The organism is Agromyces litoreus (assembly GCF_040496015.1).
Classification (GTDB): Bacteria; Actinomycetota; Actinomycetes; order Actinomycetales; family Microbacteriaceae; genus Agromyces; species Agromyces litoreus.
On sequence record NZ_JBEPKA010000009.1, the window covers coordinates 1 to 24,965 of the forward strand.

The 24,965-nt window shown below is 71.7% G+C and carries 24 protein-coding genes; 21 read left to right on the forward strand and 3 right to left on the reverse strand.

The features are described 5' to 3' along the window. Positions 1–1,565 (reverse strand): Stk1 family PASTA domain-containing Ser/Thr kinase (pknB, locus tag ABME01_RS08355; protein WP_353828053.1); only part of this gene is annotated, 1,565 nt, incomplete at its 3' end. 130 nt (positions 1,566–1,695) lie between these two features. Next, positions 1,696–2,916, reverse strand: a complete 1,221-nt coding sequence (locus ABME01_RS08360) for a muramidase family protein (protein WP_353827933.1) — start codon at positions 2,914–2,916, stop codon at positions 1,696–1,698. Between the two features lie 133 nt (positions 2,917–3,049). Here ABME01_RS08360 and ABME01_RS08365 point away from each other — a divergent pair, with 133 nt between their 5' ends. Beyond that, entirely contained in the window at positions 3,050–3,388 is a 339-nt protein-coding gene (locus ABME01_RS08365; protein ID WP_353827934.1) for an Rv2175c family DNA-binding protein, read from the forward strand. 36 nt (positions 3,389–3,424) lie between these two features. Here the strand turns inward: ABME01_RS08365 and ABME01_RS08370 are convergent, their stop codons facing one another. After that, the gene (locus ABME01_RS08370; RefSeq protein WP_353827935.1) at positions 3,425–4,537 is read right to left on the reverse strand and encodes a polyprenyl synthetase family protein; all 1,113 of its coding nucleotides are present in this window, start codon (positions 4,535–4,537) and stop codon (positions 3,425–3,427) included. Between the two features lie 76 nt (positions 4,538–4,613). On the opposite strand from ABME01_RS08370, the gene ABME01_RS08375 reads away from it, so the two are divergent. From ABME01_RS08375 to ABME01_RS08470, 20 genes are all read left to right on the forward strand, one after another. Further along, on the forward strand, positions 4,614–4,994 hold the full coding sequence (locus ABME01_RS08375; protein WP_353827936.1) for an SCO2097 family morphological protein: 381 nt from the start codon (positions 4,614–4,616) through the stop codon (positions 4,992–4,994). A 360-nt stretch (positions 4,995–5,354) separates the two neighbouring features. Next, a complete protein-coding gene (mraZ, locus tag ABME01_RS08380; protein WP_353828054.1) occupies positions 5,355–5,786 on the forward strand; it encodes a division/cell wall cluster transcriptional repressor MraZ in 432 nt (143 codons plus the stop codon). Positions 5,787–5,892: 106 nt separating this feature from the next. Beyond that, positions 5,893–6,846 carry a 16S rRNA (cytosine(1402)-N(4))-methyltransferase RsmH gene (gene rsmH / locus ABME01_RS08385; protein ID WP_353827938.1) on the forward strand — a complete coding sequence of 318 codons (954 nt, stop codon included), beginning with the start codon at positions 5,893–5,895 and terminating at the stop codon, positions 6,844–6,846. Beyond that, positions 6,843–7,421, forward strand: a complete 579-nt coding sequence (gene ftsL, locus ABME01_RS08390) for a cell division protein FtsL (RefSeq protein WP_353827939.1) — start codon at positions 6,843–6,845, stop codon at positions 7,419–7,421. The genes rsmH and ftsL overlap by 4 nt, the downstream gene beginning before the upstream one ends. A gap of 61 nt (positions 7,422–7,482) precedes the next feature. Then, positions 7,483–9,276 carry a peptidoglycan D,D-transpeptidase FtsI family protein gene (locus ABME01_RS08395; protein ID WP_353827940.1) on the forward strand — a complete coding sequence of 598 codons (1,794 nt, stop codon included), beginning with the start codon at positions 7,483–7,485 and terminating at the stop codon, positions 9,274–9,276. Between the two features lie 13 nt (positions 9,277–9,289). After that, positions 9,290–10,840, forward strand: coding sequence for a Mur ligase family protein (locus ABME01_RS08400; protein WP_436407416.1), 1,551 nt, complete (start codon positions 9,290–9,292; stop codon positions 10,838–10,840). Beyond that, positions 10,837–12,249, forward strand: coding sequence for a UDP-N-acetylmuramoyl-tripeptide--D-alanyl-D-alanine ligase (locus tag ABME01_RS08405; protein ID WP_353828055.1), 1,413 nt, complete (start codon positions 10,837–10,839; stop codon positions 12,247–12,249). Before ABME01_RS08400 ends, ABME01_RS08405 begins: the two co-directional genes overlap by 4 nt. Beyond that, positions 12,246–13,340, forward strand: a complete 1,095-nt coding sequence (mraY, locus tag ABME01_RS08410; protein WP_353827942.1) for a phospho-N-acetylmuramoyl-pentapeptide-transferase — start codon at positions 12,246–12,248, stop codon at positions 13,338–13,340. The genes ABME01_RS08405 and mraY overlap by 4 nt, the downstream gene beginning before the upstream one ends. After that, the gene (murD, locus tag ABME01_RS08415; RefSeq protein ID WP_436407417.1) at positions 13,325–14,878 is read left to right on the forward strand and encodes a UDP-N-acetylmuramoyl-L-alanine--D-glutamate ligase; all 1,554 of its coding nucleotides are present in this window, start codon (positions 13,325–13,327) and stop codon (positions 14,876–14,878) included. The genes mraY and murD overlap by 16 nt, the downstream gene beginning before the upstream one ends. Continuing rightward, positions 14,835–16,076 (forward strand): putative lipid II flippase FtsW, encoded by a 1,242-nt coding sequence (gene ftsW / locus ABME01_RS08420; RefSeq protein WP_353827944.1) that lies wholly within the window; start codon positions 14,835–14,837, stop codon positions 16,074–16,076. Before murD ends, ftsW begins: the two co-directional genes overlap by 44 nt. Continuing rightward, positions 16,073–17,173: an undecaprenyldiphospho-muramoylpentapeptide beta-N-acetylglucosaminyltransferase gene (gene murG, locus ABME01_RS08425; protein WP_353827945.1), complete on the forward strand. Its 1,101-nt coding sequence runs from the start codon at positions 16,073–16,075 to the stop codon at positions 17,171–17,173. Before ftsW ends, murG begins: the two co-directional genes overlap by 4 nt. Before the next feature lie 43 nt (positions 17,174–17,216). Further along, a complete protein-coding gene (murC, locus tag ABME01_RS08430; RefSeq protein ID WP_353827946.1) occupies positions 17,217–18,623 on the forward strand; it encodes a UDP-N-acetylmuramate--L-alanine ligase in 1,407 nt (468 codons plus the stop codon). A 169-nt stretch (positions 18,624–18,792) separates the two neighbouring features. Next, the gene (locus ABME01_RS08435; RefSeq protein WP_353827947.1) at positions 18,793–19,701 is read left to right on the forward strand and encodes a cell division protein FtsQ/DivIB; all 909 of its coding nucleotides are present in this window, start codon (positions 18,793–18,795) and stop codon (positions 19,699–19,701) included. Positions 19,702–19,847: 146 nt separating this feature from the next. Further along, entirely contained in the window at positions 19,848–21,053 is a 1,206-nt protein-coding gene (ftsZ, locus tag ABME01_RS08440) for a cell division protein FtsZ (protein WP_353827948.1), read from the forward strand. Positions 21,054–21,093: 40 nt separating this feature from the next. Next, positions 21,094–21,765 carry a YggS family pyridoxal phosphate-dependent enzyme gene (locus tag ABME01_RS08445; protein WP_353827949.1) on the forward strand — a complete coding sequence of 224 codons (672 nt, stop codon included), beginning with the start codon at positions 21,094–21,096 and terminating at the stop codon, positions 21,763–21,765. A 32-nt stretch (positions 21,766–21,797) separates the two neighbouring features. Further along, positions 21,798–22,274 carry a cell division protein SepF gene (locus tag ABME01_RS08450; RefSeq protein WP_353827950.1) on the forward strand — a complete coding sequence of 159 codons (477 nt, stop codon included), beginning with the start codon at positions 21,798–21,800 and terminating at the stop codon, positions 22,272–22,274. A 10-nt stretch (positions 22,275–22,284) separates the two neighbouring features. Beyond that, a complete protein-coding gene (locus ABME01_RS08455) occupies positions 22,285–22,602 on the forward strand; it encodes a YggT family protein (protein WP_353827951.1) in 318 nt (105 codons plus the stop codon). Positions 22,603–22,717: 115 nt separating this feature from the next. Continuing rightward, positions 22,718–23,395 carry a DivIVA domain-containing protein gene (locus tag ABME01_RS08460; protein ID WP_353827952.1) on the forward strand — a complete coding sequence of 226 codons (678 nt, stop codon included), beginning with the start codon at positions 22,718–22,720 and terminating at the stop codon, positions 23,393–23,395. Then, positions 23,385–23,996 carry a signal peptidase II gene (gene lspA / locus ABME01_RS08465; RefSeq protein ID WP_353827953.1) on the forward strand — a complete coding sequence of 204 codons (612 nt, stop codon included), beginning with the start codon at positions 23,385–23,387 and terminating at the stop codon, positions 23,994–23,996. Before ABME01_RS08460 ends, lspA begins: the two co-directional genes overlap by 11 nt. Position 23,997: 1 nt before the next feature. Further along, positions 23,998–24,918 (forward strand): RluA family pseudouridine synthase, encoded by a 921-nt coding sequence (locus ABME01_RS08470; protein ID WP_353827954.1) that lies wholly within the window; start codon positions 23,998–24,000, stop codon positions 24,916–24,918. The last annotated feature ends 47 nt before the right edge of the window (positions 24,919–24,965 follow it).

Consider the following 24,965-nt stretch of genomic DNA (forward strand, 5'->3'; position numbering starts at 1 on the left):
AGTCCGGCGGCCTCGAGTCGTGACTGGGCCTCCCCGACGGCGAGACCCTCGACCGGCGGGACGGGGCCGACCGAGACGAGCAGCGTGACCTTGCCGAGCTCGGCGTACTCCGCGCCGACCGGTGCCCCGTCGGCGTCGAGCACGGCCATCACGCGTCCCGCCTCGACCTCGCGCGAGAACCGCCGTGCGCTGTCGTCCGCGACCGTGAAGTCGGACAGCTGCGCGCGCGCGTCGTCCTCGGGCTGGCCGATGACGTCGGGGACGGGCAGGTTCTGCGGCCCCGTCGACACGAACATCTGCACGGACGATCCGCGCCGGACCAGGTCGCCCGCCGCCGGATCGGTCCCCGCCACTTGGCCCGCGGCCACGATCGGATCGTGGCGTTCGACGGGATCGACCGTGAAGCCGGCCTCCTCGAGCGCGAGGGTCGCTGCCTGCGGGGTCAGTTCGGCCGTCTCGGGCACCGTGGCCATCGCGCCCGGCCCGGCGCCGAAGTACCAGCCGGTCCCGGCGGCGACGCCGGTCACCAGCAGGACGAGTGCGAGGAGCCAGTAGCCCCGGTTGCGCCGCCGGGTCGCCGCGTCGGCGAGCGCCGTCGTGTCGTCCTCGCCCTCGTCCCGGCCGTCGGTCGCGATCGCGACGGCGGAGCCGTCGGCGGAGATCACGCGCGTCTCGGCGGTGGGGACCGCGCCCATCCCGACCGGGAGCACCATCGTCTCGTGCTGCGTCGTCCGCGCCGCGCCGGGGTGCAGGCCGGACTCGAGCTCGCGCAGGCGCTCCAGCATGATCCGCGCGTCGGCGGGTCGCTCGTCGGGATCGCGCGAGGTCGCCCACAGCACGAGCTCGTCGAGCGGCGCCGGCACCGACGGCATCCGCGTGCTCGGCGCGGGCACCGACTCGTTCGCGTGCTGGTACGCGATCTGCATGGGGGCTTCGCCGACGTACGGCTGCTCGCCGGTGAGCATCTCGTAGGCCATGATCCCGAGCGCGTATATGTCACTGCGAGCGTCGGCGACACCGCGCGTGACGAGCTCGGGGGAGAGGTAGGCGATCGTGCCGAGCAGTGCCTGCCCGGTGGCAGTGTTGGCGCTCACGGCGCGAGCGAGCCCGAAGTCGCCGAGCTTGATGCGACCGTCATCGGCCAGCAGCACGTTCTCGGGTTTGAGGTCGCGATGCACGATGCCGGCCTTGTGCGCGGCCGCGAGGCCGGAGAGCACCGCATCGAGGATGTCGATGGTCTGCTCGGGCGTGAGCCGCTTGTAGTCCTTCAGCAGGTCGCGCAGGGTGATGCCGGGCAGGTACTCCATGACGAGGTACGCCATGTCGGCGTCCTGGCCCTGGTCGAAGACGTTGACCACGTTGGGATGGGCGAGGCGCGCGGCCGACCGCGCCTCCTGCACGAAGCGCGTCTTGAAGGCGTTGTCGTCGGCCAGGTGGCCGTGCATGACCTTGATCGCGACGCGCCGCTCGAGCCGCAGGTCGGTCGCCAGGTAGACGGTGGCCATACCGCCTCGCGCGATGCGCGAGCGCACCTGATACCGGCCGTCGACGAGACGGCCGATCATCGGGTCGGCAGGCGGCGCGGTGGTCACCGTAGCAGTGTACGAAGGGGCGTATGCCGTTCGGTGAACAAACGCCGAACCCCGTCGAGATCGAGACGCCATCGTGACGATGTCGGCTGCGGCCCGGCGAGGGTCAGCGGAGCTCGTCGAGCCATCGGCGAGCGGATGCCTCCCATGCGCCGTAGCGCGCCGGGTGGGCGCTGCGCTGCACCGCCTGCGCGGCATCCGCGACCGGCATCGAGGCCCACCCGTGGACGTCGAGCAGACCCGGCATCCGGCCGTCGTTCGGCGACGCCGGGCCGCCGTAGAAGGCGGTGGCCGCGCGCACCGGGTCCAGCACCTGCTCAGGGCTGCCCCAGCCCTGGCTCGGCCGCTGCTGGAACACCCCGAGCGAATCGAGGTCGCCGTGCCGGAGGTTGCGCAGTCCCGACTCCTGGGCGGCGGCGCTCAGGGCCACGACGATGCCCTGTTCCGGCACACCCAGCGACCGGCCGACGTCGATGATGATCCGGGCGTTCGCACGCATCTCCTCGTCGAGCGGAACGTCGAGCGCGGCCAGCGACGTCGCCGCGACGGCGGGGGCGCGGAGGAGGATCCGCTGACCCGGAAGGATGACGCTCTCGCGGCTGAGGTCGTTCAGCTCGAGGAGGTGCTCGAGCGTCACGCCGTGCTGTTCGCCGATGCCGATGAGGGTGTCCCCGGCGACGACCTCGTGCTCGTCGGAGGCCGGGCTCGCGGCCGGGTCCGACGCGCCACCGGACGTGGCGCCTCCGGGGATCGTGATCGACTGCCCCGGGAAGATGAGGCTCGTCCGCCCGAGGCCGTTCGCGCTCAGCACCACGTCGACGTCGAGTCCGTACTCGGCGGCGATGGCGCCGATCGTGTCGCCGGGCGCGACGATCCGACGAGTGAAGCCGGAGTCCGCGGGCGTCTCCGCGGCCGCTGCCGCGGTGCCGCCCGGGAGTGCCAGTCGCTGGCCTGGGAAGATGAGGCTCGACCAGCTGAGCCCGTTCTCGGCCAGGACCTCCGCGGTGGCGAGGCCGTACCGTTCGGCGATCGCGCTCACGGTGTCGCCCTCGCGGACCTCGACCTCGGCGGGCACCGCCGTGGTCGCCGGAGCGGCCATCCTCGGGGCCATCGTGCCGCCGCGCAGCGCCTTCGGCTTGGGCTGGCGCTTCACCGTCTGCGGTGCGGCGTCGGCCGGCTGCGCGAGTCCGAGCGTGACCGCGAGCGCGCTGACGAGCGCGATCGGGACGGCGATCAGCCGCCGCAGTCGCCGACGACGATTCGGTCGCCGAGCCTCGTGACCGTCCGAGCCGGCTCCCGCTGCCGCGTGGCCCGAATGCTGCCCCATGTTCCCCCTCCGCGTGATGCGGATGCGGTCACCGTCTCACGCGGTGGGAGGCGAGTCAAACTCATCGTCGCGGGTCGTCCGCGACGGGTGCACCGCGGTTCCGCACCGCGGTCCGACGTGGCAGGCTGGTGCTGTGACCGACGCCGAGCAGACCGAGTGGCTGACCATCCCCGACCTGGTGGACCGCATGAGCCAGAGCCCGGGGCGCATCCGACGACTGATCTCCGAACGCTACCTGCTCGGCGCTCGGATCGATGGCGTGCTCAAGGTCCCGGCCGCCTTCCTCCGAGACGACGCCCCGCTGCCGGAGCTCCACGGCACTGCGATGGTGCTCTCCGACGCCGGGTTCACCGACGACGAGGCGCTGGAGTGGCTGCTCGCCGAAGAGGACAGCCTCGGCACGACCCCGATCGCCGCCCTCCGCGCCGGGCGCAAGTCCGAGGTCCGCCGCGTCGCGCAGGCGCTCGCCTGAGGCGGACCGTCCTCCGGCCGGGCGCCACTGCCGACCTCAGCGGTCGCGTCGGGTGACGGCCCGCGCGAGGTCGGCGAGCTCGCGCGCGGCGTCGCGGTCGATCGCGGGCGAGTCGAGTGCGGCGAGCGCACGGTCCGTGCTCTCTGCAATGACCCGCTCCACCTCGTCGACGGCTCCGCAGTCGCGGATGGTGCGCTGCAGCATCCTGACCTGATCGGCATCGAGCTCCGGATCGCCCAGCAGTTCGTCGAGCAGGCGGCGCGGCCCCGATCCGAGCCGCTCCCTCGCGATCGCGACCAGCACGGTCCGCTTGCCCTCGCGCAGGTCGTCGCCGGCGGGCTTGCCGGTCGTCGCCGGGTCGCCGTAGACGCCGAGCAGGTCGTCGCGGAGCTGGAACGCGATGCCGAGGGGGAGTCCGAACGCCCGCAGCGCCTCGAGCTCCGCGCCGGTGCCGCCGCCGATGGCGGCGCCGATCGTGAGCGGCGCCTCGATGCTGTACTTGGCGGACTTGAAGACGACGACCCGTTCGGCGCGCGTGCGCTGGTCCTCCTCGGGTCGGGTGAGCCACGCTCGCTCCTCGAGGATGTCGAGGTACTGGCCGACGGTCACCTCCGTCCGCATCCGGTTGAACTCCAGGCGCGTCGCGCGCGCGGCCGCGGCGTCGGGAAGCGTCGCCAGTCCCTCGTCGAGCAGCTCGTCGCTCCAGCCCAGGAGCAGGTCGCCGAGGAGGATCGCGGTGGCGCGTCCGTACTCCTCGCCGTCGCCTGCCCACCGGCCGGCCGCGTGCTGCGACTCGAACACCCGATGGGCCGAGGGCGCGCCGCGGCGGGTGTCGGAGTTGTCGATGAGGTCGTCATGGACGAGCGCGGCCGCGTGGAACACCTCCAGCGCCGCGGAGGCCGACACGACCGCCGCTCGCTGGGGGCCGTCGCGCCGGTCGATCGGGTCGCGCTCCGAGCCGTGCACGGCGTCGAACCCGAGGGCGCAGAACCGCGCCCGGAAGCGCTTGCCGCCGCTGAGAAACGCCTTGGAGAATTCGGCGAGCGGGTCGAGGTCGTCGCTGATGGAGCGGAGAATGGAAGCACGTTCGGAAAGGAACTCCTCGAGGCGTTCGTTCACCGCATCGACGAGTCGGGGAGCTGGGACCACCCGCCTAGCCTAGCGACGGCGCTGGGGACTACAATGACGTCACCGAGCGTCGGTCCCGAGAACTGAGGGGAATGAGATGCCGCTTTCGGAGCAGGAGCAACGCCTTCTCGAGGAGATGGAGCGGAACCTCTACAAGAACGACGCCGACTTCGTCGCGACCGTCGGTGGAGGCGGCCGCGGGCGTCCCGACTACCGGGCCATCGTGCTGGGCGTGCTGCTCGCCGTCGTCGGCGCGGGCGCGCTCATCGGCGGTGTCGCATCGCAGCTGACCATCGTCGGCGTGCTGGGCTTCGTGGTGATGTTCGTGGGCGTGCTGGTCGCCATCACGCCGTCCCGTCGACGCGGTCAGGCCGCACCGTCGGCGCGCGGCGGAGCGACCAAGCCGGCGAAGCCGCAGGGCGGGTTCATGGATCGCATGAACGAGCGCTGGGACCGTCGCCAGGAGGGTCGCGAGTAGCCGCGCCGAACTGCACCGCAACGACTGACGGGCCGATCACGGATCGGCCCGTTCTTCGCGTGCGCACGCCACGCGGCTGACGGTCGTCCTCCACTTCCCGCCACCGGCGCGCCCCGGGGGGCGTCGCCCCGCGCGGGAGTCGGTGCTCCGTTCCGGCGGATACGGAGTGCCTCCGCGTCGTGCGAGCGCGCGTGGAGCCGATGGTGCCCCACTTCCCTCCACCCTGCGAGTTCCCCGGTAATCCGGGCCAGCACTGAGCATTCGCCACGCGAAACGCGGCATGATCGTTGTCGAGTGGAGGGGAGTGGAGTAAAGTGGGGCCCGCACCTGGGTTCCTGGCCGGAGGATGGGGGTGACGTGATGTTCCTCGGAAGCTACGAACCGAAGCTGGATGAGAAGGGTCGTGTCATTCTTCCGGCCAAATTCCGGGAGGAGTTGTCGAACGGCCTCGTGCTCACGCGCGGCCAGGAGCGCTGCATCTACGTGTTCAGCGCGCGGGAGTTCGAGAACATGAGCGAGAAGATCCGCCAAGCCCCCGTCACGAGCAAGCAGGCGCGCGACTACATGCGCGTCTTCCTCTCCGGGGCCTCCGCGGAGACCCCCGACAAGCAGCATCGGGTCACCATCCCAGCGAACCTCCGCACCTACGCGGGGCTCGACCGGGACCTCACGGTCATCGGCGCGGGAAGCCGGGTGGAGATCTGGGATGCGACGGCGTGGCAGACGTACCTCGCCGAGCAGGAGGCGGCCTTCGCGGAGACGGCGGAGGAGGTGATTCCCGGACTCCTCTGAGTCCCCGGGCCCCGACTCCCAGCCGTGCGAGCCTGCTGCACTTCCCCGCAGCAGGACGAACGGATGGGGATCGGGCCCCGGAGGGCCGGAGGAAGGGAGGGAGAGCATGGACATCGAACGGATCCACACCCCGGTGATGCTCGAGCGCACGCTCGAGCTGCTGGCGCCGGCGCTCCAACGCGAGGGTGCGGTGTACGTCGACGCGACGCTCGGCATGGGCGGTCACTCCCGTGCCGTGCTGGAGCGCTTCCCCGGCGCGATCGCGATCGGGCTCGACCGCGACACCGATGCGATCGGCATCGCCCGCGAGCGCCTCGCCGCGTTCGGCGACCGGGCCGGGTTCGTGCACACCGTGTACGACGGCATCACTGAGGCGGTCCGGAGCCAGGGCGTCCGCGAGGTCGATGCGGTGCTCTTCGACCTCGGGGTCTCGTCGCTGCAGCTCGACCGCGCCGAGCGCGGGTTCGCGTATGCGAAGGACGCGCCGCTCGACATGCGCATGGACTCCACCCGTGGTCGCACGGCCGCCGACGTCATCGCCGAGTACTCGGAGGAAGACCTCCGCCGGATCTTCCGCGACTACGGCGAGGAGAAGCTGGCCGGACGCTACGCGAGGGCGATCGTCCGCGCGCGCGCCGAGGAGCCGATCACGCGGTCGAGCCGGCTGGTCGAGGTGCTGCAGGCCGCGACTCCGGCCGCCGTCCAGCGCGCGGGCCACCCGGCGAAGCGCGTCTTCCAGGCGCTCCGGATCGAGGTCAACGAGGAGCTCTCGGTACTCGAGCGCGCGCTCCCGGCAGCGCTCGACCTGCTCGCCGTCGGCGGGCGCATCGTCGTCCTCTCCTACCAGTCGCTCGAGGACCGGCTCGTGAAGCGGGCCCTCGCAGCGGCCACCACCTCCACGGCGCCCCCGGGGCTGCCGATGGAGCTCCCGGAACATCGACCGCAGTTCCGGCTCCTCGTCAGGGGCGCCGAGCTCGCGAGCGAGTCGGAGCAGGCGGAGAACCCGCGTGCCAAGCCGGTGCGACTGCGCGCCGCAGAACGAGTGAGGAGGCCGTCGTGAGCGCACTGCCGGCCCAGACCCGACCGGCGAGGCGATCCGCTCCCTCCGGCGCCCGTCGGCTCCGCCCGGCCCCCGAGATCGGGGCCGGGATCACTCGGCCGAGACTCGCCTACGCCGTGATCTCGCTCGCCGCGATCGGGGCGATCGCGATCGCGCAGCTCCTGCTCTCGATCGCGATGACCCAGGGCGCGTACGAGCTCGACGCGCAGCTGCTGCGCCAGACGGAGCTCGAGCGCCAGCAGCAGAAGCTCGCCGACGACCTGGACCGGCTCGAGTCGCCGCAGTTCCTCGCAGCGAACGCCGAGGCGCTGGGGATGGTGCCCAACTCGGACCCGGCCATGCTGCAGCTCTCCGACGGCGCCGTGATCGGCGCCCCGACCGCGGCGAGGGGCGATGCGGCATCCTCGGCCGCGCTCGTGCCGAACGCCCTGATCGACGGCGTGCCGCTCGTGACCGAGCGCGAGGCGGGAGACACTTCCAAGGGAGCGGGGGGCAGGCCGGAGACGCCGGCCGACGGAGCACCGGCGGGCCCGCCCACGCTGACCGACGGCCTGCCGACACCGGCGACGCATTGACCGTGATCGCACCAGGCGGACCGCCTCGTTCCAACCCACACCACCGAGACGGAGCCCGCCGATGAACCGCGTGAGCCGACACCCGATGCGCCGCATCGTCGCCGCCGGGCTCGCACTGGTGCTGCTCGTCGGATGGTTCGTGGTCCGCCTCGTCGACATCCAGGTCGTCCGCGCGGCGGAGCTGAACGAGGCTTCCGAGGACGTCCGCTCGGAGACCCGCGTGATCTACGGAGAGCGCGGCCAGATCGTCGATGCGAACGGGACGGTGCTCGCGGAGAGCGTGATGCGGTACAACATCACGATCTCGCCGAAGCAGGCGATGGCGACCGGTGCCTTCGAGCGCACAGGGTCGGACGGCGAGGAGGCCGAGGTCACGCTCGACGAGGCGCTCGCCGAACTCGGCGTCGAGATCGGTCGGCCCGCCGGCGAGCTGCGCGCGCAGATCGACTCCGAACTCGCCGACGATCCGGCCGCGGACTTCGCCTACGTCGCCAAGCGGGTCGACACGAGCGTGTTCGAACGGGTCAAGGCGCTGAAGATCCCGTTCGTCTACTCCGAGGAGGTCCCGAGCCGCCGGTACCCGAACGGAGCGGTGGCAGGCAACCTGCTCGGCTTCGTCGTGGACGACGGCTCGCCGGGAGGCGGCCTGGAGTACTCGGAGAACGCGTGCCTCGCGAGCGAGGACGGCGAGATGAGCTGGCTGCACAGCCTCAAGGACTGGGTGGCGATCCCCGGGTCCGAGGTGGTGAAGAAGACGGCGCACGACGGGGGCGACCTGCAGCTCACGATCGACGCGGACCTGCAGTACTTCGTCCAGCGCGTGGCCGCGGCGCGCGTGGCCGAGACGGGCGCCGAATGGGCCACGGTGACGGTCATGGAGGCGAAGACGGGCAAGCTCCTCGCGGTGGCCGACGTGCCGACGGTGGACCCGAACTCGCCGAGCTCGGTCGATGCCGACGACCGGGGCTCGCGCGCGTTCACCGCGCCGTTCGAGCCGGGTTCGACGTTCAAGTCGCTCACGTCGGCGTCCGTCATCGATGCGGGCGAGGGGTCGCCGACCAGCGGCGTGACGGCCGACTTCCGGTACCTGCCCCCGAACGGCGCGAACATCAACGACAGCCACTACCACGGCCCGGAGAACTACACGATGACCGGCATGCTCATCGACTCCTCCAACACCGCGATGTCGATGTTCGGCGAGCGGGTGAGCGACGAGCGGCGCTACCGGGACATGGTCGACTTCGGGCTCGGCAGTCCGTCCGAGGTGGGATTCGCGGGGGAGGCCGGCGGCGACCTGCACGGCGGTCCCGACCAGTGGGACAACCAGACCAAGTACGCCACCATGTTCGGCCAGGGCCTGACGACGACCGCGATCCAGATCGCGAGCGTCTACCAGACGCTCGCGAACGGCGGCGTCCGGATGCCGGTCACGCTCGTCGACGGCTGCCGCCAGGCGGACGGAACGCTCACCGATGCAGCCTCGGAGACGGGTCGGCAGGTCGTGTCCGAGAAGGCCGCGGACCAGACCAGCCGGATGCTCGAGCAGGTGTACCTGCACGGCTGGCTCGCCGACCAGTGGGAGATCCCCGGCTACCGTGTCGCCGCCAAGACCGGCACCGCCCAGGTGCCGGACGGCAATGGCGGCTACCAGGCGGGCTACCTCGTGTCCGTGTCCGGCTTCGCCCCGGCGGACGACCCCGAGTTCGTCGTTTCGGTCAGCATCATGAACCCCGTTAAGATGAATTCGTCCGCCGCATCGGCTCCCGTCTTCCAGCAGGTGATGAGCCAGGTGCTGAAGAAGTATCGGACGATTCCATCCGGCGCTCCGGCGCCCGAGCTGCCAGCCACCTGGTGAGAAAGTTGGGTTCGTGACCGGATCGCCTCCCACGGCACTCCGGCCGCAGCACCCGAGTCCTCGTTCGCTCCGCGCTCTCGCGGATGCGTTCGGATTCGAGGTGCGCGGCGAGATCGCCGACCTCGACGTGACCGGCGTCGCGATCGCCTCGGGCGCGGTGCACGGCGGTGACCTGTACGTCGGCGTCCCCGGCCGGAACGCCCACGGCGCCGCCTACGCGCCGCAGGCCGCGGCGAACGGGGCCGTCGCCCTGCTCACCGACGCCGCGGGCGCCGAGCGCGCCGCCGACGCGGGACTGCCGATCCTCGTGACCGCGGACGCCCGCGCCGCGCTGGGCGAGGTCGCCGCGTGGATCCATCGCACCGCCGAGAACCCGGCGACGCTCTTCGGCGTCACGGGCACGAACGGCAAGACGAGCGTCGTCTACCTGCTCTACGCGATCCTCCGGCAGCTCGGCGTCCAGGCCGGCCTGACGTCGACGGCGGAGCGCCGGATCGGCGACGAGGCCGTGACGAGTTCGCTCACGACCCCCGAGGCGAGCGAGATGCACGCGCTGCTCGCCCGCATGCGCGAGGTCGACGTGCGGGCGGTCGGCATCGAGGTCTCGGCCCAGGCGCTGAGCCGGCACCGCGTGGACGGCATCGTGTTCGACGTCGTCGGGTTCACCAACCTCTCGCACGACCACCTCGACGACTACGACTCCATGGGGGAGTACTTCGACGCCAAGCGCGAGCTGTTCACGCCCGAGCGGGCGCGCCGGGGCGTCGTGACCGTCGACTCGCAGTGGGGGCGGCGGCTCGTCGCCGAGTCGCGCATCCCCGTGGCGACGCTCGCGACGGACGTCGACGCGGACCCCGACGCCGACTGGCGACTCGAGGTGCTCGACGAGACGCCCACGCGCACCTCGTTCCGCCTGGAGGGGCCCGACGGTCGCTCGCTCGAGACCCGGGTGCCGCTCATCGGGCGCTACAACGCCGCGAACGCCGCGCTCGCGATCGTGATGCTCGTCGAAGCCGGCCACGACCTCGACCTCATCGCCGCGGCGGTCGCCGAGCACGGCATCGACGCCTACATCCCCGGTCGCACCGAGCGCGTCTCCGGCGACCGCGGCCCGGTCGTCTACATCGACTACGGGCACACGCCCGACGCCTTCGCGCAGGCGCTCGACGCCATCCGCCGGACGACGACCGGCCGGGTCGTCATGGTGTTCGGCGCAGACGGCGACCGCGACACGACCAAGCGCGCGGACATGGGCGCGATCGCCGCACGCGGCGCCGACGTGCTCGTGATCACCGACTTCCACCCGCGCTGGGAGGACCCGGCCGCGATCCGGGCGGCACTCATCGCCGGCGCACGTGCGGCGGTCCCGGATCGCGAGATCCACGAGATCGCCGACCCGAGGGCCGCGTTCCGCGCGGCGCTGGCGCTCGCGGACGAGGGCGACGCCGTGCTCTACGCGGGACCGGGCCACGAGGACTACCACGAGGTCGCCGGGGTGAAGCATCCGTATTCGGCCCGGGACGACGCCCGGCTGGCACTGCAGGAAGCGGGGTGGCTCGAATGATCGCGCTGACCATGTCCGAGATCGCCGCGGCGACCGGAGGACGATTCGAGGCGGGCGGCACGGCCGCCGCGCCGGAGACCGTCGTCACGGGCGCCGTGACGACCGACTCGCGCGAGATCGAGGCCGGCGACGTGTTCGTCGCGAAGCGCGGCGAGTTCGACGACGGCCACCGGTTCGCGCCGTCCGCGGCCGAGCGCGGCGCCGCGCTGCTCATCGTCGAGCACCCGCTCGACCTCCCGGTCGCCCAGGTCGTGGTCCGCGACTCGGTCGACGCGCTCGGCTCGCTCGCGACCGAGGTCGTCCGCCGGGTGCGGGAGCTCGGACGACTCCGCATCGTCGGCGTGACCGGGTCGAACGGCAAGACGACCACGAAGAACCTGCTCCGCGCCGTGCTCTCGCAGGTCGGCCCGACGGTCGCCGCGCGCAAGAGCTACAACAACGAGGTGGGCGCACCGACGACCATGCTGGAGCTCACCGAGGAGACCGAGTACCTGGTCGCCGAGATGGGGGCATCCGGCGTCGGCGAGATCACCCGGCTCATCCGGATGGCGCGGCCCGACGTCGGCATCGTCCTCAAGGTGGGACTCGCGCACGCCGGCGAGTTCGGCGGCATTGAGAAGACCGTCCAGGCGAAGTCCGAGATGGTCACCGACCTGCTGCCGACGGACGTCGCCGTGCTCAACGTCGACGACCCGCGCGTCGCGCCGATGGCCGAGCGGACCGCCGCCCGCGTCGTCGGGTTCGGGCTCGGGGACGACGCCGACGTACGTGCGAGCGACGTCGTGGTCCACGCGCGCGGCACCGAGTTCACGGTGACGGTCCCCGGAGGGGAGTCGGCGCGCGTGCGCTTCTCGGTGCTCGGCGAGCACCACGTGATGAACGCCCTCGCGGCGACGGCGGCGGCCCTCCAGCTGGACGTCCCGCTCCCGACGATCGTCGACGGCCTCGAGCAGGTCACGCTCGCGGAGCAGTGGCGCATGCAGGTGATGGGCGGCCGCGACGACATCACGGTGATCAACGACGCCTACAACGCGAGCCCGGACTCGATGGCCGCGGCACTGAAGACGCTCGCCCAGGTCAAGCGACCCGACGCGCGCACCATCGCCGTGCTCGGCGAGATGAGCGAGCTCGGCGAGTTCTCGGGCGAGGAGCACGACCGGATCGGCCTGCTCGCCGTCCGCCTCGGCATCTCGCAGCTCGTCATCGTCGGCGACGCCGCTCGACGCATGCACATCAGCGCCATCAACGAGGGATCGTGGGACGGCGAGTCCGCCCACGTGGCTTCCGCCGACGAGGCGTTCGACCTCGTGACCGGGATGGCCCGTCCGGGGGACACCGTGCTCGTCAAATCGTCGAACTCGGCGGGCCTCCGCCACCTCGGCGACCGACTGGGAGAATGGTTCGCGTGAGAGCACTTCTGACCGCCGGAGCCCTGTCGCTCTCGTTCACCCTGTTCCTGACCCCGCTGTTCATCCGGCTCTTCACGCGGCTCGGCTGGGGTCAGTTCATCCGTGACGACGGCCCGAAGACCCACCACGTCAAGCGCGGCACGCCGACCATGGGCGGCATCATCTTCATCCTGGGGACGCTGTTCGGCTACTTCGCCGCGACCTTCCTGATCGGCGACGGCCCGACCGCGTCCGGCCTGCTGGTGCTGTTCATGATGGTGGGCCTCGGCCTGGTCGGCTTCATCGACGACTTCCTGAAGACGCGCAAGAAGCAGAGCCTGGGACTCGGCGGGTGGGCCAAGATCGCGGGTCAGACGGTGGTCGCCGCGGTCTTCGCGCTACTGGCGCTGCAGTTCCCGAACGAGCAGGGCGCCACGCCGGCGACGACGAAGATCTCGTTCATCCGCGACCTCCCGCTCGACTTCATGGTCTTCGGCACGGTCATCGGGATCATCGTCTACATCCTCTGGATCGTGCTGCTCACGACGGCCGCCTCCAACGGCGTGAACGTGACCGACGGGCTCGACGGCCTGGCGTCGGGGGCGTCGATCCTCGCGATCGGCTCGTTCATCATCATCGGCTTCTGGCAGTTCAACCAGTCGTGCTTCGGCGAGAACCTGAACCCCAGCGACGCGTACCGGTGCTACGACGTGCGCGACCCGCTCGATCTCGCGATCGTCGCGACCGCGATCGTCGGCGCCGTCGTCGGGTTCCTCTGGTGGAACACGAACCCCGCCCACATCTACATGGGCGACACGGGGTCGCTCGCGCTCGGCGGGGCGCTGGCGGCACTCGCGGTCGCCAGCCAGACGGAGCTGCTGCTCCTGCTGATCGGCGGCCTCTTCGTGGTCGAGACCGGCTCGGTCATCGTGCAGCGGGCCTATTTCCGGGTGACCGGAGGGCGCCGGATCTTCCTCATGAGCCCGATCCACCACCACTTCGAGCTGAAGGGCTGGGCCGAGGTCACGATCGTCGTGCGGTTCTGGATCATCGCGGGCCTCTTCGTCGCGGCGGGCGTGGGCTGGTTCTACTTCGAATGGCTGCAGCGGTGACCGACTCGACCGGTGCCGGGCGTCTCGAAGGCCTCTCCAGCTGGCACGCCGAGGGCTGGCGCGACCTCCGGGTCGCGGTGCTCGGCCTCGGAGTGACCGGGTTCGCCGTCGCCGACACGCTCGCCGAGCTCGGGTCGCGCGTCACGGTGTATGCGGGGGCTCCGGAGGACGAGCGCGCTCGGATCCTCGACGTGATCGGCGTCGGGTTCGTCGTGCACCCCATGGACACGGTGCCGGACGAGCTCGCGACGGACGCGCCCGACCTCGTCGTGGCCTCGCCGGGATTCCGCCCCGACCATCCCGTGCTGCGCTGGGCGGCCGAGTCGGGCGTGCCCGTGTGGGGCGACATCGAGCTGGCCTGGCGCGTGCGCGACAAGGTCCGCGCCTCGGATTGGATGCTCGTCACCGGCACGAACGGCAAGACGACGACCGTGCAGCTCGCGGCGACGCTCATCGCGGCGAACGACGTGCGCGTCGCGCCCTGCGGCAACATCGGCGTGCCCGTGCTGGACGCCGTGCGCGACCCCGTGGGCTACGACGTGCTCGTGGTCGAGCTGTCGAGCTTCCAGCTGCACCACCTGCCGACCGAGGGCCCCGGGGCGATCCACCCCGTCGCGAGCGTGTGCCTGAACCTCGCCGACGACCACTTCGACTGGCACGGCTCGCCCGAGGCGTATCGCGGCGCGAAGGGCAAGGTGTACGCGAACACGCGAGTCGCCTGCGTGTACAACCGTGCCGACGAGGCGACCCGCGCGATGGTCGAGGACGCGGAGGTCGAGGAGGGCGCCCGCGCGATCGGGTTCGGACTCGACACCCCGGGCCCGAGCGACTTCGGCGTGGTCGACGGCATCCTGTGCGATCGGGCGTTCCTCGAGGAGCGCCGGACGGCCGCACTCGAGCTGACGACCCTCGAGGAGCTCGCGCCGCGCGGCCTGGCGGCGCCGCACCTCGTGGCCAACATCCTCGCGGCGTCCGCGCTGGCGCGCGCGATCGACGTCCCGGTCGGGGTCATCCACGACGCACTGGCGACCTTCCGGCTGGACGCGCACCGGATGGAGACGGTCGCCACCGACCGCGGCATCCGCTGGATCGACGACTCGAAGGCGACGAATCCGCACGCGGCGGAGGCGTCGCTGCGCGCGTTCAGCCCGGTCGTGTGGATCGTCGGGGGGCTGCTGAAGGGCGTCGACGCCGACGAGCTCGTGAAGCGGCACGTGTCCCGCCTGCGCGCGGCGATCGTGATCGGCGCCGACCGGTCCGCGCTCGTCGAGGCGTTCGGCCGACACGCGCCCGGACTGCCCCTCTTCGAGGTCGTGGCGGATGACACTGAGAGCGTGATGCCCGACGCGGTCGCCCTCGCGGCCACGGTCGCGGAGGACGGCGACACCGTCCTGCTGGCGCCCGCGGCGGCATCTATGGACCAGTTCGCGGACTACGCCGATCGCGGCCGGCGCTTCCACGACGCCGTCCGCGCCCGGCTCGGAGGGGAGGGGCATGACCAGCCCGCCTCGGACGACCACGCCGGCGAAGAGGGCTGAGCGCTCCGGGCTGGCCGCCCGGATCCGACTCGGGGCGTTCCGCCCCGAATCGAAGGACTACCTCCTGCTGCTCGGCACCGTGCTCTTCCTCGTCGTGCTGGGCCTGGTGATGGTGCTCTCGTCCTCGCAGGTCGAGTCCGCGCTGGCCAACGACGGCGACTTCACATCGCGTGCGGCGCAGCAGGCGACCTACGCGCTGATCGGCGTCCCCGTCATGCTGCTCGCCGGCCGGATGCCCGAAGGGTTCTGGATGCGCATCGCGTGGCTCGTCCTCGCGGTCTCGTGCGTGCTCCAGCTGCTCGTCGTGGCGACCCCGTTGGGCGTCGAGGTCGGCGGCAACACGAACTGGCTGCGCCTCGGCCCGGTGCAGTTCCAGCCGTCGGAGCTGATCAAGGTCTCGCTCGTGCTCTGGCTCGGACTCATCGTGACGAAGAAGCAGGGCCACCTCGGGCAGTTCGGGCAGGGCGTCATGCCGATCCTCATCGTCGCCGGCGGGGCGATCGGGCTCGTGCTGCTCGGCGGCGACCTCGGGACCGTCATGGTGATGGCGACGATGCTCCTCGGCACGTTGTTCCTCATCGGCGTGCCGCTGCGGCTGCTCGCGCTCCCGCTGCTGTTCGGCGCGACGGCGTTCACGGTGGCGGCCCTCTCGAGCGAGAGCCGGATGCGGCGCATCACGGCGTTCCTAGAGGAGGACTGCACCCGCTACAACCTCGGCGACTGCTGGCAGATCCAGCACGGCACCTTCGCGATGGCCAACGGCGGCGTCTTCGGCGTGGGCCTCGGGAATTCGGCGGCCAAGTGGTCGTGGCTGCCCGCCGCCGACAACGACTTCATCTTCGCGATCATCGGCGAGGAACTCGGCCTGGTCGGCGCCGTCGTCGTGATCGGGATGTTCGTGGTGCTCGCGATCGCGCTCGCCCGGGTCATGCGCTCGGCGGCGACGCCGTTCGGGCGCACGGTCTCGGCGGCCGTCCTCGTGTGGGTCGTCGGCCAGGCATGTGTCAATATCGGTGTCGTGCTCGGCGTCTTCCCCGTCCTCGGTGTCCCGTTGCCGCTCGTGTCGGCGGGTGGCACCGCCCTGCTCACGACGCTGTTCGCCATCGGCGTGGTCCTCTCGGTCGCCCGTGAGCCCGGCCCGGCGGGCGCGACCGCGCGGCGGTCCGGTCGCGGTGCGAAGGCGGCACGCGGGCGATGACGACGTACCTGCTCGCCGGCGGCGGCACCGCCGGCCACGTGAACCCGCTGCTCGCCGTCGCGGATCGCATCTCGGAACGCGAGCCCGAGTCCGAGGTGCTCGTGCTCGGAACGGCCGAGGGACTCGAGGCGCGCCTCGTCCCCGACCGCGGCTACGAACTGCTGACGATCGACAAGGTGCCGTTCCCGCGTCGCCCGAACGGGGCGGCGGTGCGCTTCCCCGCGCGGTTCCGCAGGTCGATCGGGGATGTCCGGGCGATGATCGCCGACCGCGGCGTCGACGTCGTGGTCGGCTTCGGCGGCTACGTCGCGACGCCCGCATACCTCGCGGCGCGAAGCGCCGGCATCCCCGTGGCGATCCACGAGGCGAATGCCCGCCCGGGTCTGGCCAACCGCCTCGGCGCACGCTTCGCCGCGCGGGTCGGCGTCGCGTTCGACGGCACGCCGCTGCCGCACGCGGAGTACGTCGGGATGCCGCTGCGGAGGGAGATCGAGACCCTCGACCGCGTGGCGCGCCGGGCGGAGGCCGCCGAGCTGTTCGGCCTGGATCCGATGCGGCCCGTGCTGCTCGCCACCGGCGGATCGCTGGGTGCGCGACGCATCAACCGCACGATGGTGCAGTGCGCCGAACCGCTGACCGCGACCGGATGGCAGGTGCTCCACGTGACGGGCGCCAAGTCCGACGTCGATGATCCGGGCGTCCCCGGGTACCGCATGGTCGAGTACGCCGATCGCATGGACCTCGCGCTCGCGATCGCGGACGCGGCGGTCTCGCGAGCGGGGGCGGCGACCGTGAGCGAACTCGCCGCCCTCGGCATCCCGGCGGTCTACATCCCCTATCCCGTCGGCAACGGCGAGCAGCGGTTCAACGCCGCCGGGGTCGTCGAGGCGGGTGGCGGGGTCCTCGTCGACGACGCCGACTTCCTCCCCGAGTGGGTCGGCCGCGAGGTGGTCCCGCTGCTGGCGGACGGCGACCGGCTCGAGCGGATGGCGCGGGCCGCCGCATCCGCGGGCGCACTCGACGGGACCGACCGCATGGTCGCCCTCGTCGACGGCGCGCTGCACGGCGAAGGCCGACCCGGCGCCGACGGCGCGTAACGTTGAACCGACCGAATCCCACTCCAGGAAGCACCACGACATCGTGACGATCAAGCCCGACCTCACCACCGCGATCCCCGCCGACCTCGGCGCCGTGCACTTCGTCGGCATCGGCGGCTCCGGCATGAGCGGCATCGCGCGGCTCGCGCTCGGCGCCGGCCACCGGGTGACGGGATCCGACGTCCGCGACTCCGCGAACGTCGAGGCGCTGCGCGACCTGGGCGCGACGATCGCGATCGGACACGCCGCCGAGAACCTGCCCGACGACGTCGACACCGTGGTCGTCACGGGCGCCCTCTGGCAGGACAACCCCGAGTACCAGCTCGCGCTCGAGCGCGGCGTCCCGGTGCTGCACCGTTCGCAGGCGCTCGCGTCGGTGGTCGCCGGACGCCGCCTGGTCTCCGTCGCGGGGGCGCACGGCAAGACCACGTCCACGGGCATGATCATCACCGCGCTCCTCGAGCTCGGGGAGGATCCCAGCTTCGTCAACGGCGGCGTGATCGAGGAACTCGGCGTCAGCTCGGCGGCCGGGGGCGGCGAGCTGTTCGTGGTCGAGGCGGACGAGTCCGACGGCTCGTTCCTCCTGTACGACACCTCGGTGGCGCTCATCACGAACGTGGACCCGGACCACCTGGACCACTACGGCTCGTTCGAGGCGTTCGAGCAGGCGTTCGTCGACTTCGCCGACCGGGCGAACGACTTCGTCGTCGTGTCCTCCGACGACCCCGGCGCCATCCGCGTCCGCGACCGGATCTCGCACGAGCGCGTGCTCGACTTCGGCGAGGCCGAGGACGCGACGGTTCGCGTGCACTCGATCGTGACGGAGGGGCCGGTCTCCTTCGCGCTCGACTACGAGGGGCGGACCTACGAGGCGACCCTGCGCATCCCCGGTCGGCACAACGCGATCAACGCCGCGGGCGCCTTCGCCGTGCTCGTGGGCCTCGGCTTCGATCCGGCGGCATCCCTCGCGGGCGTCTCGCGATTCGCCGGGACCGGTCGCCGGTTCGAACTGCACGGCGTCGTCGACGGCGTGAGCGTGTACGACGACTACGCCCACCACCCGACCGAGGTCGCGGCGGCCCTGTCCGCGGCGCGGACGGTCGTCGGCGACGGTCGCATCATCGCCGTGCACCAGCCGCACCTGTACAGCCGCACCCGCCTGTTCGCGAAGGAGTTCGCCGAGGTGCTGGAGCGGTACGCCGACGAGACCGTGGTGCTCGACGTCTACGGCGCACGCGAGGACCCGGAGCCCGGCGTGACCGGTGCGCTGGTGAGCGAGCGCTTCGAGCAGCCCGACCGCGTCGCGTTCATCGCCGATTGGCAGGACGCCGCCGACCACACCGCGCGGATCTCTCGGCCGGGCGACTTCGTCATCACGCTCGGGTGCGGCGACGTGTACCGCATCGTGCCGCAGATCCTGGGATCGCTCGAGCACGGGCGAGACGCCTGATCGGCTGCCCGTGAAGCGGCCGCAGGGGTTCGACGGGACACGGTCCCGGCGCAGCGCCGGGGGAACCACGGCCGCCCGGACCGCGACGGTGCCGGCGTCCGGCGTGCGCCGGGGTTCCGACGCCGGGTCGCCCGGCGCGACGCAGCGCGGCTCCGCCGGGGGAGCCGCGGTGACCGAACCGATCGCGCTGCCCACCGCGTCGCCTGCGCGGAAGCGGGGGCGGGAGCGCGGGGCGGAGGACAGCCCGCCGAAGCGCCCCGCCACCTCGCCGGACACGTCCCGCGAGGGCGGCGCCCGCGGAGACGCGGCGCAGGACCGCCGGACCCGCCGGCGCCTCGCCTCGGCCGAACGGGCGCGCCGCCGCGTCGAGCGCCAGGAGGTCCGTCGCTTCACGCGCCGGAGCCGGCTCCGCCGTGCGACCTGGATCACGGTGCTCGCATCGGTCGTGGGCGTGGCGATCGCGGCCGTGGTCGTCGCGTACTCGCCGATCATGGCGCTGCGGGAGGTCCGGGTCGAGGGGACGTCACGGATCGCGGCGGCGGACGTCCGCGCCGCCTTCGCGGGCGATCTCGGAACGCCGCTGGCGCTCATCGCGCCCGACGAGGTGCAGGACGCGCTCTCCGCGTTCCCGTTGATCGAGACGTACTCGATCGAGAGCGTGCCGCCCGGAACCCTGGTCGTGCGGATCGTCGAGCGCACGCCGGTCGGCGTGATCGAGGGGTCCGGCGGGCTGGTGTCCGTCGATGCGGCGGGAGTCGTCGTCGAGCGACTGGACGGGCGTCCCGAGCAGCTGCCCGCGATCGTCGTCGAGGACGGCGTGGACTCGGCGGCCTTCCGGGCAGCGGGGCGGGTGCTGCGCAATCTCCCCGAGGGGCTCCGGACCGGCATCGCGTCAATCTCCGCGGCATCCGCCGACGACGTCCGGTTCGAGCTCGGCTCGGGGGCGACCGTGGTCTGGGGCAACGAGGAGGAGTCCTCGCTGAAGGGCGCGGTGCTCCAACGACTGATGGACACGGCGCCGCCCGGGACCGTGACTCGCTACGACGTGTCGGCGCCCCTGTACCCGGTCGTCGAGTGATCTCGCGCCCGGATCACGACACGCCGAACTCGCCCGCGCGCCCGCCCGCCGGGGCCGCCTACCTTCGACTCAGGAATTGCATACTCGGCAAAACTTTAACCTTCGAGTAGAGGTTCAGGGTTCAGAGTTCGCAGAGAGGGCCGGACATGTCGACAAACCAGAACTACCTCGCCGTCATCAAGGTCGTCGGCATCGGCGGCGGCGGTGTCAACGCCGTCAACCGCATGATCGAGCTCGGCCTGCGCGGCGTCGAGTTCATCGCGATCAACACGGACGCCCAGGCGTTGCTCATGTCGGATGCCGACGTGAAGCTCGACGTCGGCCGCGACCTCACCCGGGGCCTCGGCGCCGGCGCCGACCCCGAGGTGGGTCGACGCGCCGCGGAGGACCACGCCGAGGAGATCGAGGAGGCGCTCGCCGGCGCCGACATGGTGTTCGTGACGGCCGGCGAAGGCGGTGGCACCGGCACGGGCGGGGCTCCCGTCGTGGCGCGCATCGCGAAGTCGATCGGTGCGCTGACGATCGGCGTGGTCACCAAGCCGTTCAGCTTCGAGGGCAAGCGGCGCCAGACGCAGGCCGAACAGGGCGTCGCCCGGCTGAAGGAGGAGGTCGACACCCTCATCGTCGTGCCGAACGACCGCCTCCTCGAGATCAGCGATCGCGGCATCTCGATGCTCGAGGCGTTCTCGACGGCGGACCAGGTGCTGCTCGCCGGTGTCCAGGGCATCACCGACCTGATCACGACGCCGGGCCTGATCAACCTCGACTTCGCCGACGTGAAGTCCGTCATGCAGGGGGCCGGCTCCGCCCTCATGGGCATCGGCTCGTCGAGGGGAGCCGACCGCGCGATCAAGGCGGCGGAACTCGCCGTCGCCAGTCCGCTGCTGGAGGCGTCGATCGACGGCGCCCACGGCGTGCTCCTGTCCATCCAGGGCGGGTCGAACCTCGGCATCTTCGAGATCAACGACGCCGCGAGGCTCGTCCAGGAGGCCGTGCACCCCGAGGCGAACATCATCTTCGGCGCCGTCATCGACGACACCCTGGGCGACGAGGTCCGCGTGACGGTCATCGCCGCGGGCTTCGACGGCGGCGAGCCGCTGCCGAGGACGATGGAGTCGGCGCGTCAGCCGAGCGCCGTCCCGGCGGCCGTCGGCGCGAGCGTGGGGGCCTCCGTCGGAGTGGGCGACGCGCTCGCTCCGGACGCTGCCGACGGCATCGCCGAGATCGACATCGAGGAGCTCGTGGAGACCGCGAACTGGGGAGAGGCGAGCACCACTGCCGACCAGATCGTGTCCGACCCGGCGTTCGGCGAGGACTCCGACGACCTCGACATCCCCGACTTCCTCAAGTGATCACGGCCGCTCCGACCCGCCCGCGTCGCGAGGGGCACCGGTGAGCGCGCTGTCGGAGCGGCTCGAGCGCGTGCGCGCCGCCATCGCCGACGCCGCGCACGCCACCGGGCGGGATCCCTCGCTGATCACCACGGTCGTCGTGACGAAGTTCCAGCCGATCGAGCTCATCCGCGAGCTCGCCGACCTCGGGGTCGCGGACGTGGGCGAGAACCGCCACCAGGAAGCCCAGGCGAAGGCGCGGGAGCTCGCCGGACTCCACCTCCGCTGGCACTTCGTCGGACAGCTGCAGAGCAAGAAGGCCCGTCAGGTGCGGGCCTATGCGACCGCCATCCACTCGATCGATCGCGACTCCCTCGTCGATGCCCTGAGGTCCGACGAGGCAGACGTGGACGGCTTCATCCAGGTCAACCTCACCGATGACCCCGGGCGCGGCGGGGTCGCGCCCCGCGAGCTCGACGCCCTCGCCGAGCGCGTGCTCGCCACGCCCGGCATCCGACTGCTCGGCCTCATGGCCGTCGCGCCGCTGGGCGAGCCCGTGCGTCCTGCGTTCGCCCGGGTGCGGGAGCTCTCGGAGCGGCTGCGAGCATCGGCCCCCGAGGCCACGGCGTTGTCGATGGGGATGTCCCACGATTTCCGCGACGCGATCATGGAGGGTGCGACACACCTTCGCATCGGGACCGCAATCACGGGCGATCGACCTCCCGCGGGCTAGCCTCGAACCACGAACCACCGACGGAGGCAGCGATGTCGAACCCGCTCAAGAAGACGATGGTCTACCTGGGGCTCGCCGACGAGGAGCTCGAGGACGAGACGCCCACGACCGCCGCGACGCCGACGCCGGTCGTGCACGCGGCGCCGACCCCCGCCTCCCGGGGCGGTGCGGCCGTGACCCCGCTCCGAAAGCCCACCGCGCAACCGACACCCACGCAGGCGGACATGAACGAGATCCTCACGGTGCACCCGCGCCAGTATCGAGACGCCCAGGTGATCGCCGAGTCGTTCCGCGAGGGCGTCCCGGTCATCATCAACCTCTCCCAGATGTCGGACGCCGATGCGCGTCGGCTGATCGACTTCGCGAGCGGACTCTCGCAGGGGTTGTTCGGCAAGATCGAGCGCGTCACGAGCAAGGTGTTCCTGCTCTCGCCCGCGCACGTCGTCGTCTCGGGGGAGGCCGGCGAGGGCGAGGGCGACGTGGACGCCTCGTTCTTCTCGCACGCGTAGACTCGCGGACGTGAGCGCACTCTCCGTCGTCTGGAACCTGGTCTACACGCTCCTCCTCATCTACTTCTTCGTGATGTGGGCACGGTTCGTCCTCGACCTCGTGCGGACCTTCAACCGGTCCTGGCGGCCCAGGGGGTTCGTCCTCGTGCTCGTCGAGGCCGTCTACACCCTGACCGATCCGCTCGTGCGCTTCTTCCGCCGCCTGATCCCGCCGATCCGGCTGGGACAGGTGGCGCTCGACCTCGGCTGGAGCGTCGCCATGCTCGTCGTCATCATCGCGATGACGGTCGTGTCGTGGTTGGCGGCCGGCGCCGCGGCGACGGCCTGACGCCGTCGCGACGCCACGCCCGCACGTGACGACGCACTGCGTCCGTGAGGTTGTCTTTGCTACCGTTAGCAGAACGTGATCGATCCGTTCGACAGATTCAGAGGGATGGGAAGCCATGGCGCTAACTCCGGAAGATGTGGTCAACAAGCGCTTCCAGGCGACGAAGTTCCGGGAGGGTTACGACCAGGACGAGGTCGACGACTTCCTCGATGAGGTCGTCGTCGAACTGCGTCGGCTGAACCAGGAGAACGAGGAGCTGCGCCAGCGACTGGCGGCGGCCGAGGCGCGCGCCGGAGAGGGCTCCGGAGTCCCTGCCGCCGCGGCGCCCGCCCCTGCGCAGACGTACAGCGAGCAGCCCCCGGTGGCGCCCACCGTGGCCGTGCCCGCGCAGACGACGGCTCCGCAGTCGGAGATCGACGAGCAGACCAGCACCACCAACCTGCTGCAGCTCGCCCGCCGCCTCCACGAGGAGCACGTGCGCGAGGGCGTCGAGAAGCGCGACGCGCTGATCGCCGAGGGCCACGCGACCGCGGCCCGCATCGTCGCCGAGGCCGAGGCCAAGCAGCGGGCGCAGATGGGCATCCTCGACCAGGAGCGGGTCGCACTCGAGAAGCGCGTGGACGAGCTCCGCGTCTTCGAGCGCGACTACCGTGCGAAGCTCAAGAGCTACATCGAGGGTCAGCTGCGCGATCTCGACACCGCGCAGCCCGTGCAGGTCGGCGGCACCGGCTTCCCGGCCGCCGGCGTGACCGGCGAGCAGCCCGCACCGACCTTCCAGGGCTTTGGCGGCTGAGCGCGGGGCCAGGCTCGGCGTCACCGCACTGCTGATCCTGGTCGGCGTCGCGATCACGGTCTACGGCCTCGACCAGTTCAGCAAGCACCTCGTGGTCACCAGCCTCGCCGAAGGCGAGGTGGTTCCCGTGCTCGGCGGCGCGCTGCAGTGGCAGTTCGTGCGCAATCCGGGAGCGGCCTTCTCACTCGCGAGCGGCATGACCTGGATCTTCACGATCCTCGCGGCCGGCGTGATCACGTTCATCATCTGGTTCGCGAGTCGCATCCGCTCGGTCGCCTGGGCCCTCGTGTTCGGGCTGCTGCTCGGCGGCGTGCTCGGGAACCTCACCGACCGGCTCTTCCGTGAGCCGGGCTTCGGGATCGGGCACGTGATCGACTTCATCTCGACGCCGTGGATGCTGCCCGCGATCTACAACGTCGCCGACATCGCCATCGTGTCGAGCATGATCCTGTTCATGATCCTCACGATCCGCGGCGTCGGCCTCGACGGATCGCGGCCGGTCAAGGGCGGCGGCGACGGCGCCGGCGCGGCCGACGCCGACGGCGCCGGCGGGTCGGAGGCTCGTCGGGGCGCGATGGCACGACCCGCGCACGAGTCCTGAGATGGAGCACCGCGCGCTGCCCGTCCCCGACGGGCTCGACGGCGTCCGCGTCGACGCGGGCCTCGCCAAGCTCCTGGGGTTCTCGCGCACGCAGGCCGCGGAGATCGCCGCGGCCGGCGGGGCGAGCCTGGACGGCCGGACGGTCGACAAGTCCGACAAGCTCCGCGCGGGCGGCTGGCTCGAGGTGAGCTGGGCCCCGCCTCGCACGCTCGAGGTCGAGCCGATCCCGGTGCCCGACCTCGGGATCGTCCACGACGACGACGAGATCGTCGTGGTCGACAAGCCCGCCGGGGTCGCCGCGCATCCGTCGCTCGGCTGGGAGGGTCCGACCGTCGTCGGGGCGCTCGCGGCATCCGGCTACCGGATCTCGACCTCGGGCGCGCCGGAGCGGCAGGGCGTGGTCCACCGGCTCGACGCGGGCACCAGCGGCCTGATGGTCGTGGCCAAGTCGGAGTACGCGTACACGATGCTCAAGCGCGCGTTCCACGACCGCGAGGTCGAGAAGATCTACCACGCGGTCGTCCAGGGACACCCGGACCCGCTCGCCGGCACGATCGACGCTCCCGTCGGGCGCCATCCGCGCTCCGAGTGGAAGTTCGCCGTGACGGTCGACGGCAAGCACGCCGTGACCCACTACGAGGCCATCGAGGCCTTCCCGTACGCGTCGCTGCTCGAGATCCACCTCGAGACCGGGCGGACGCACCAGATCCGCGTCCACATGTCCGCGCAGCGGCATCCGTGCGCGGGCGACACGATGTACGGCGCGGATCCGACGCTGAGCGCCCGGCTGGGCCTCTCGCGCCAGTGGCTCCATGCGAAGCAGCTCTCGTTCGTGCACCCGGGCACGGGGGAATGGGCGACCTACGAGTCCGACTACCCCGAGGACCTCCAGCACGCGCTCGACGTCCTCTCCGGGGACTGAAACGCCCGCCCCGACCCATCCGGCTGCCGGTGGTCGCGCCTAGACTG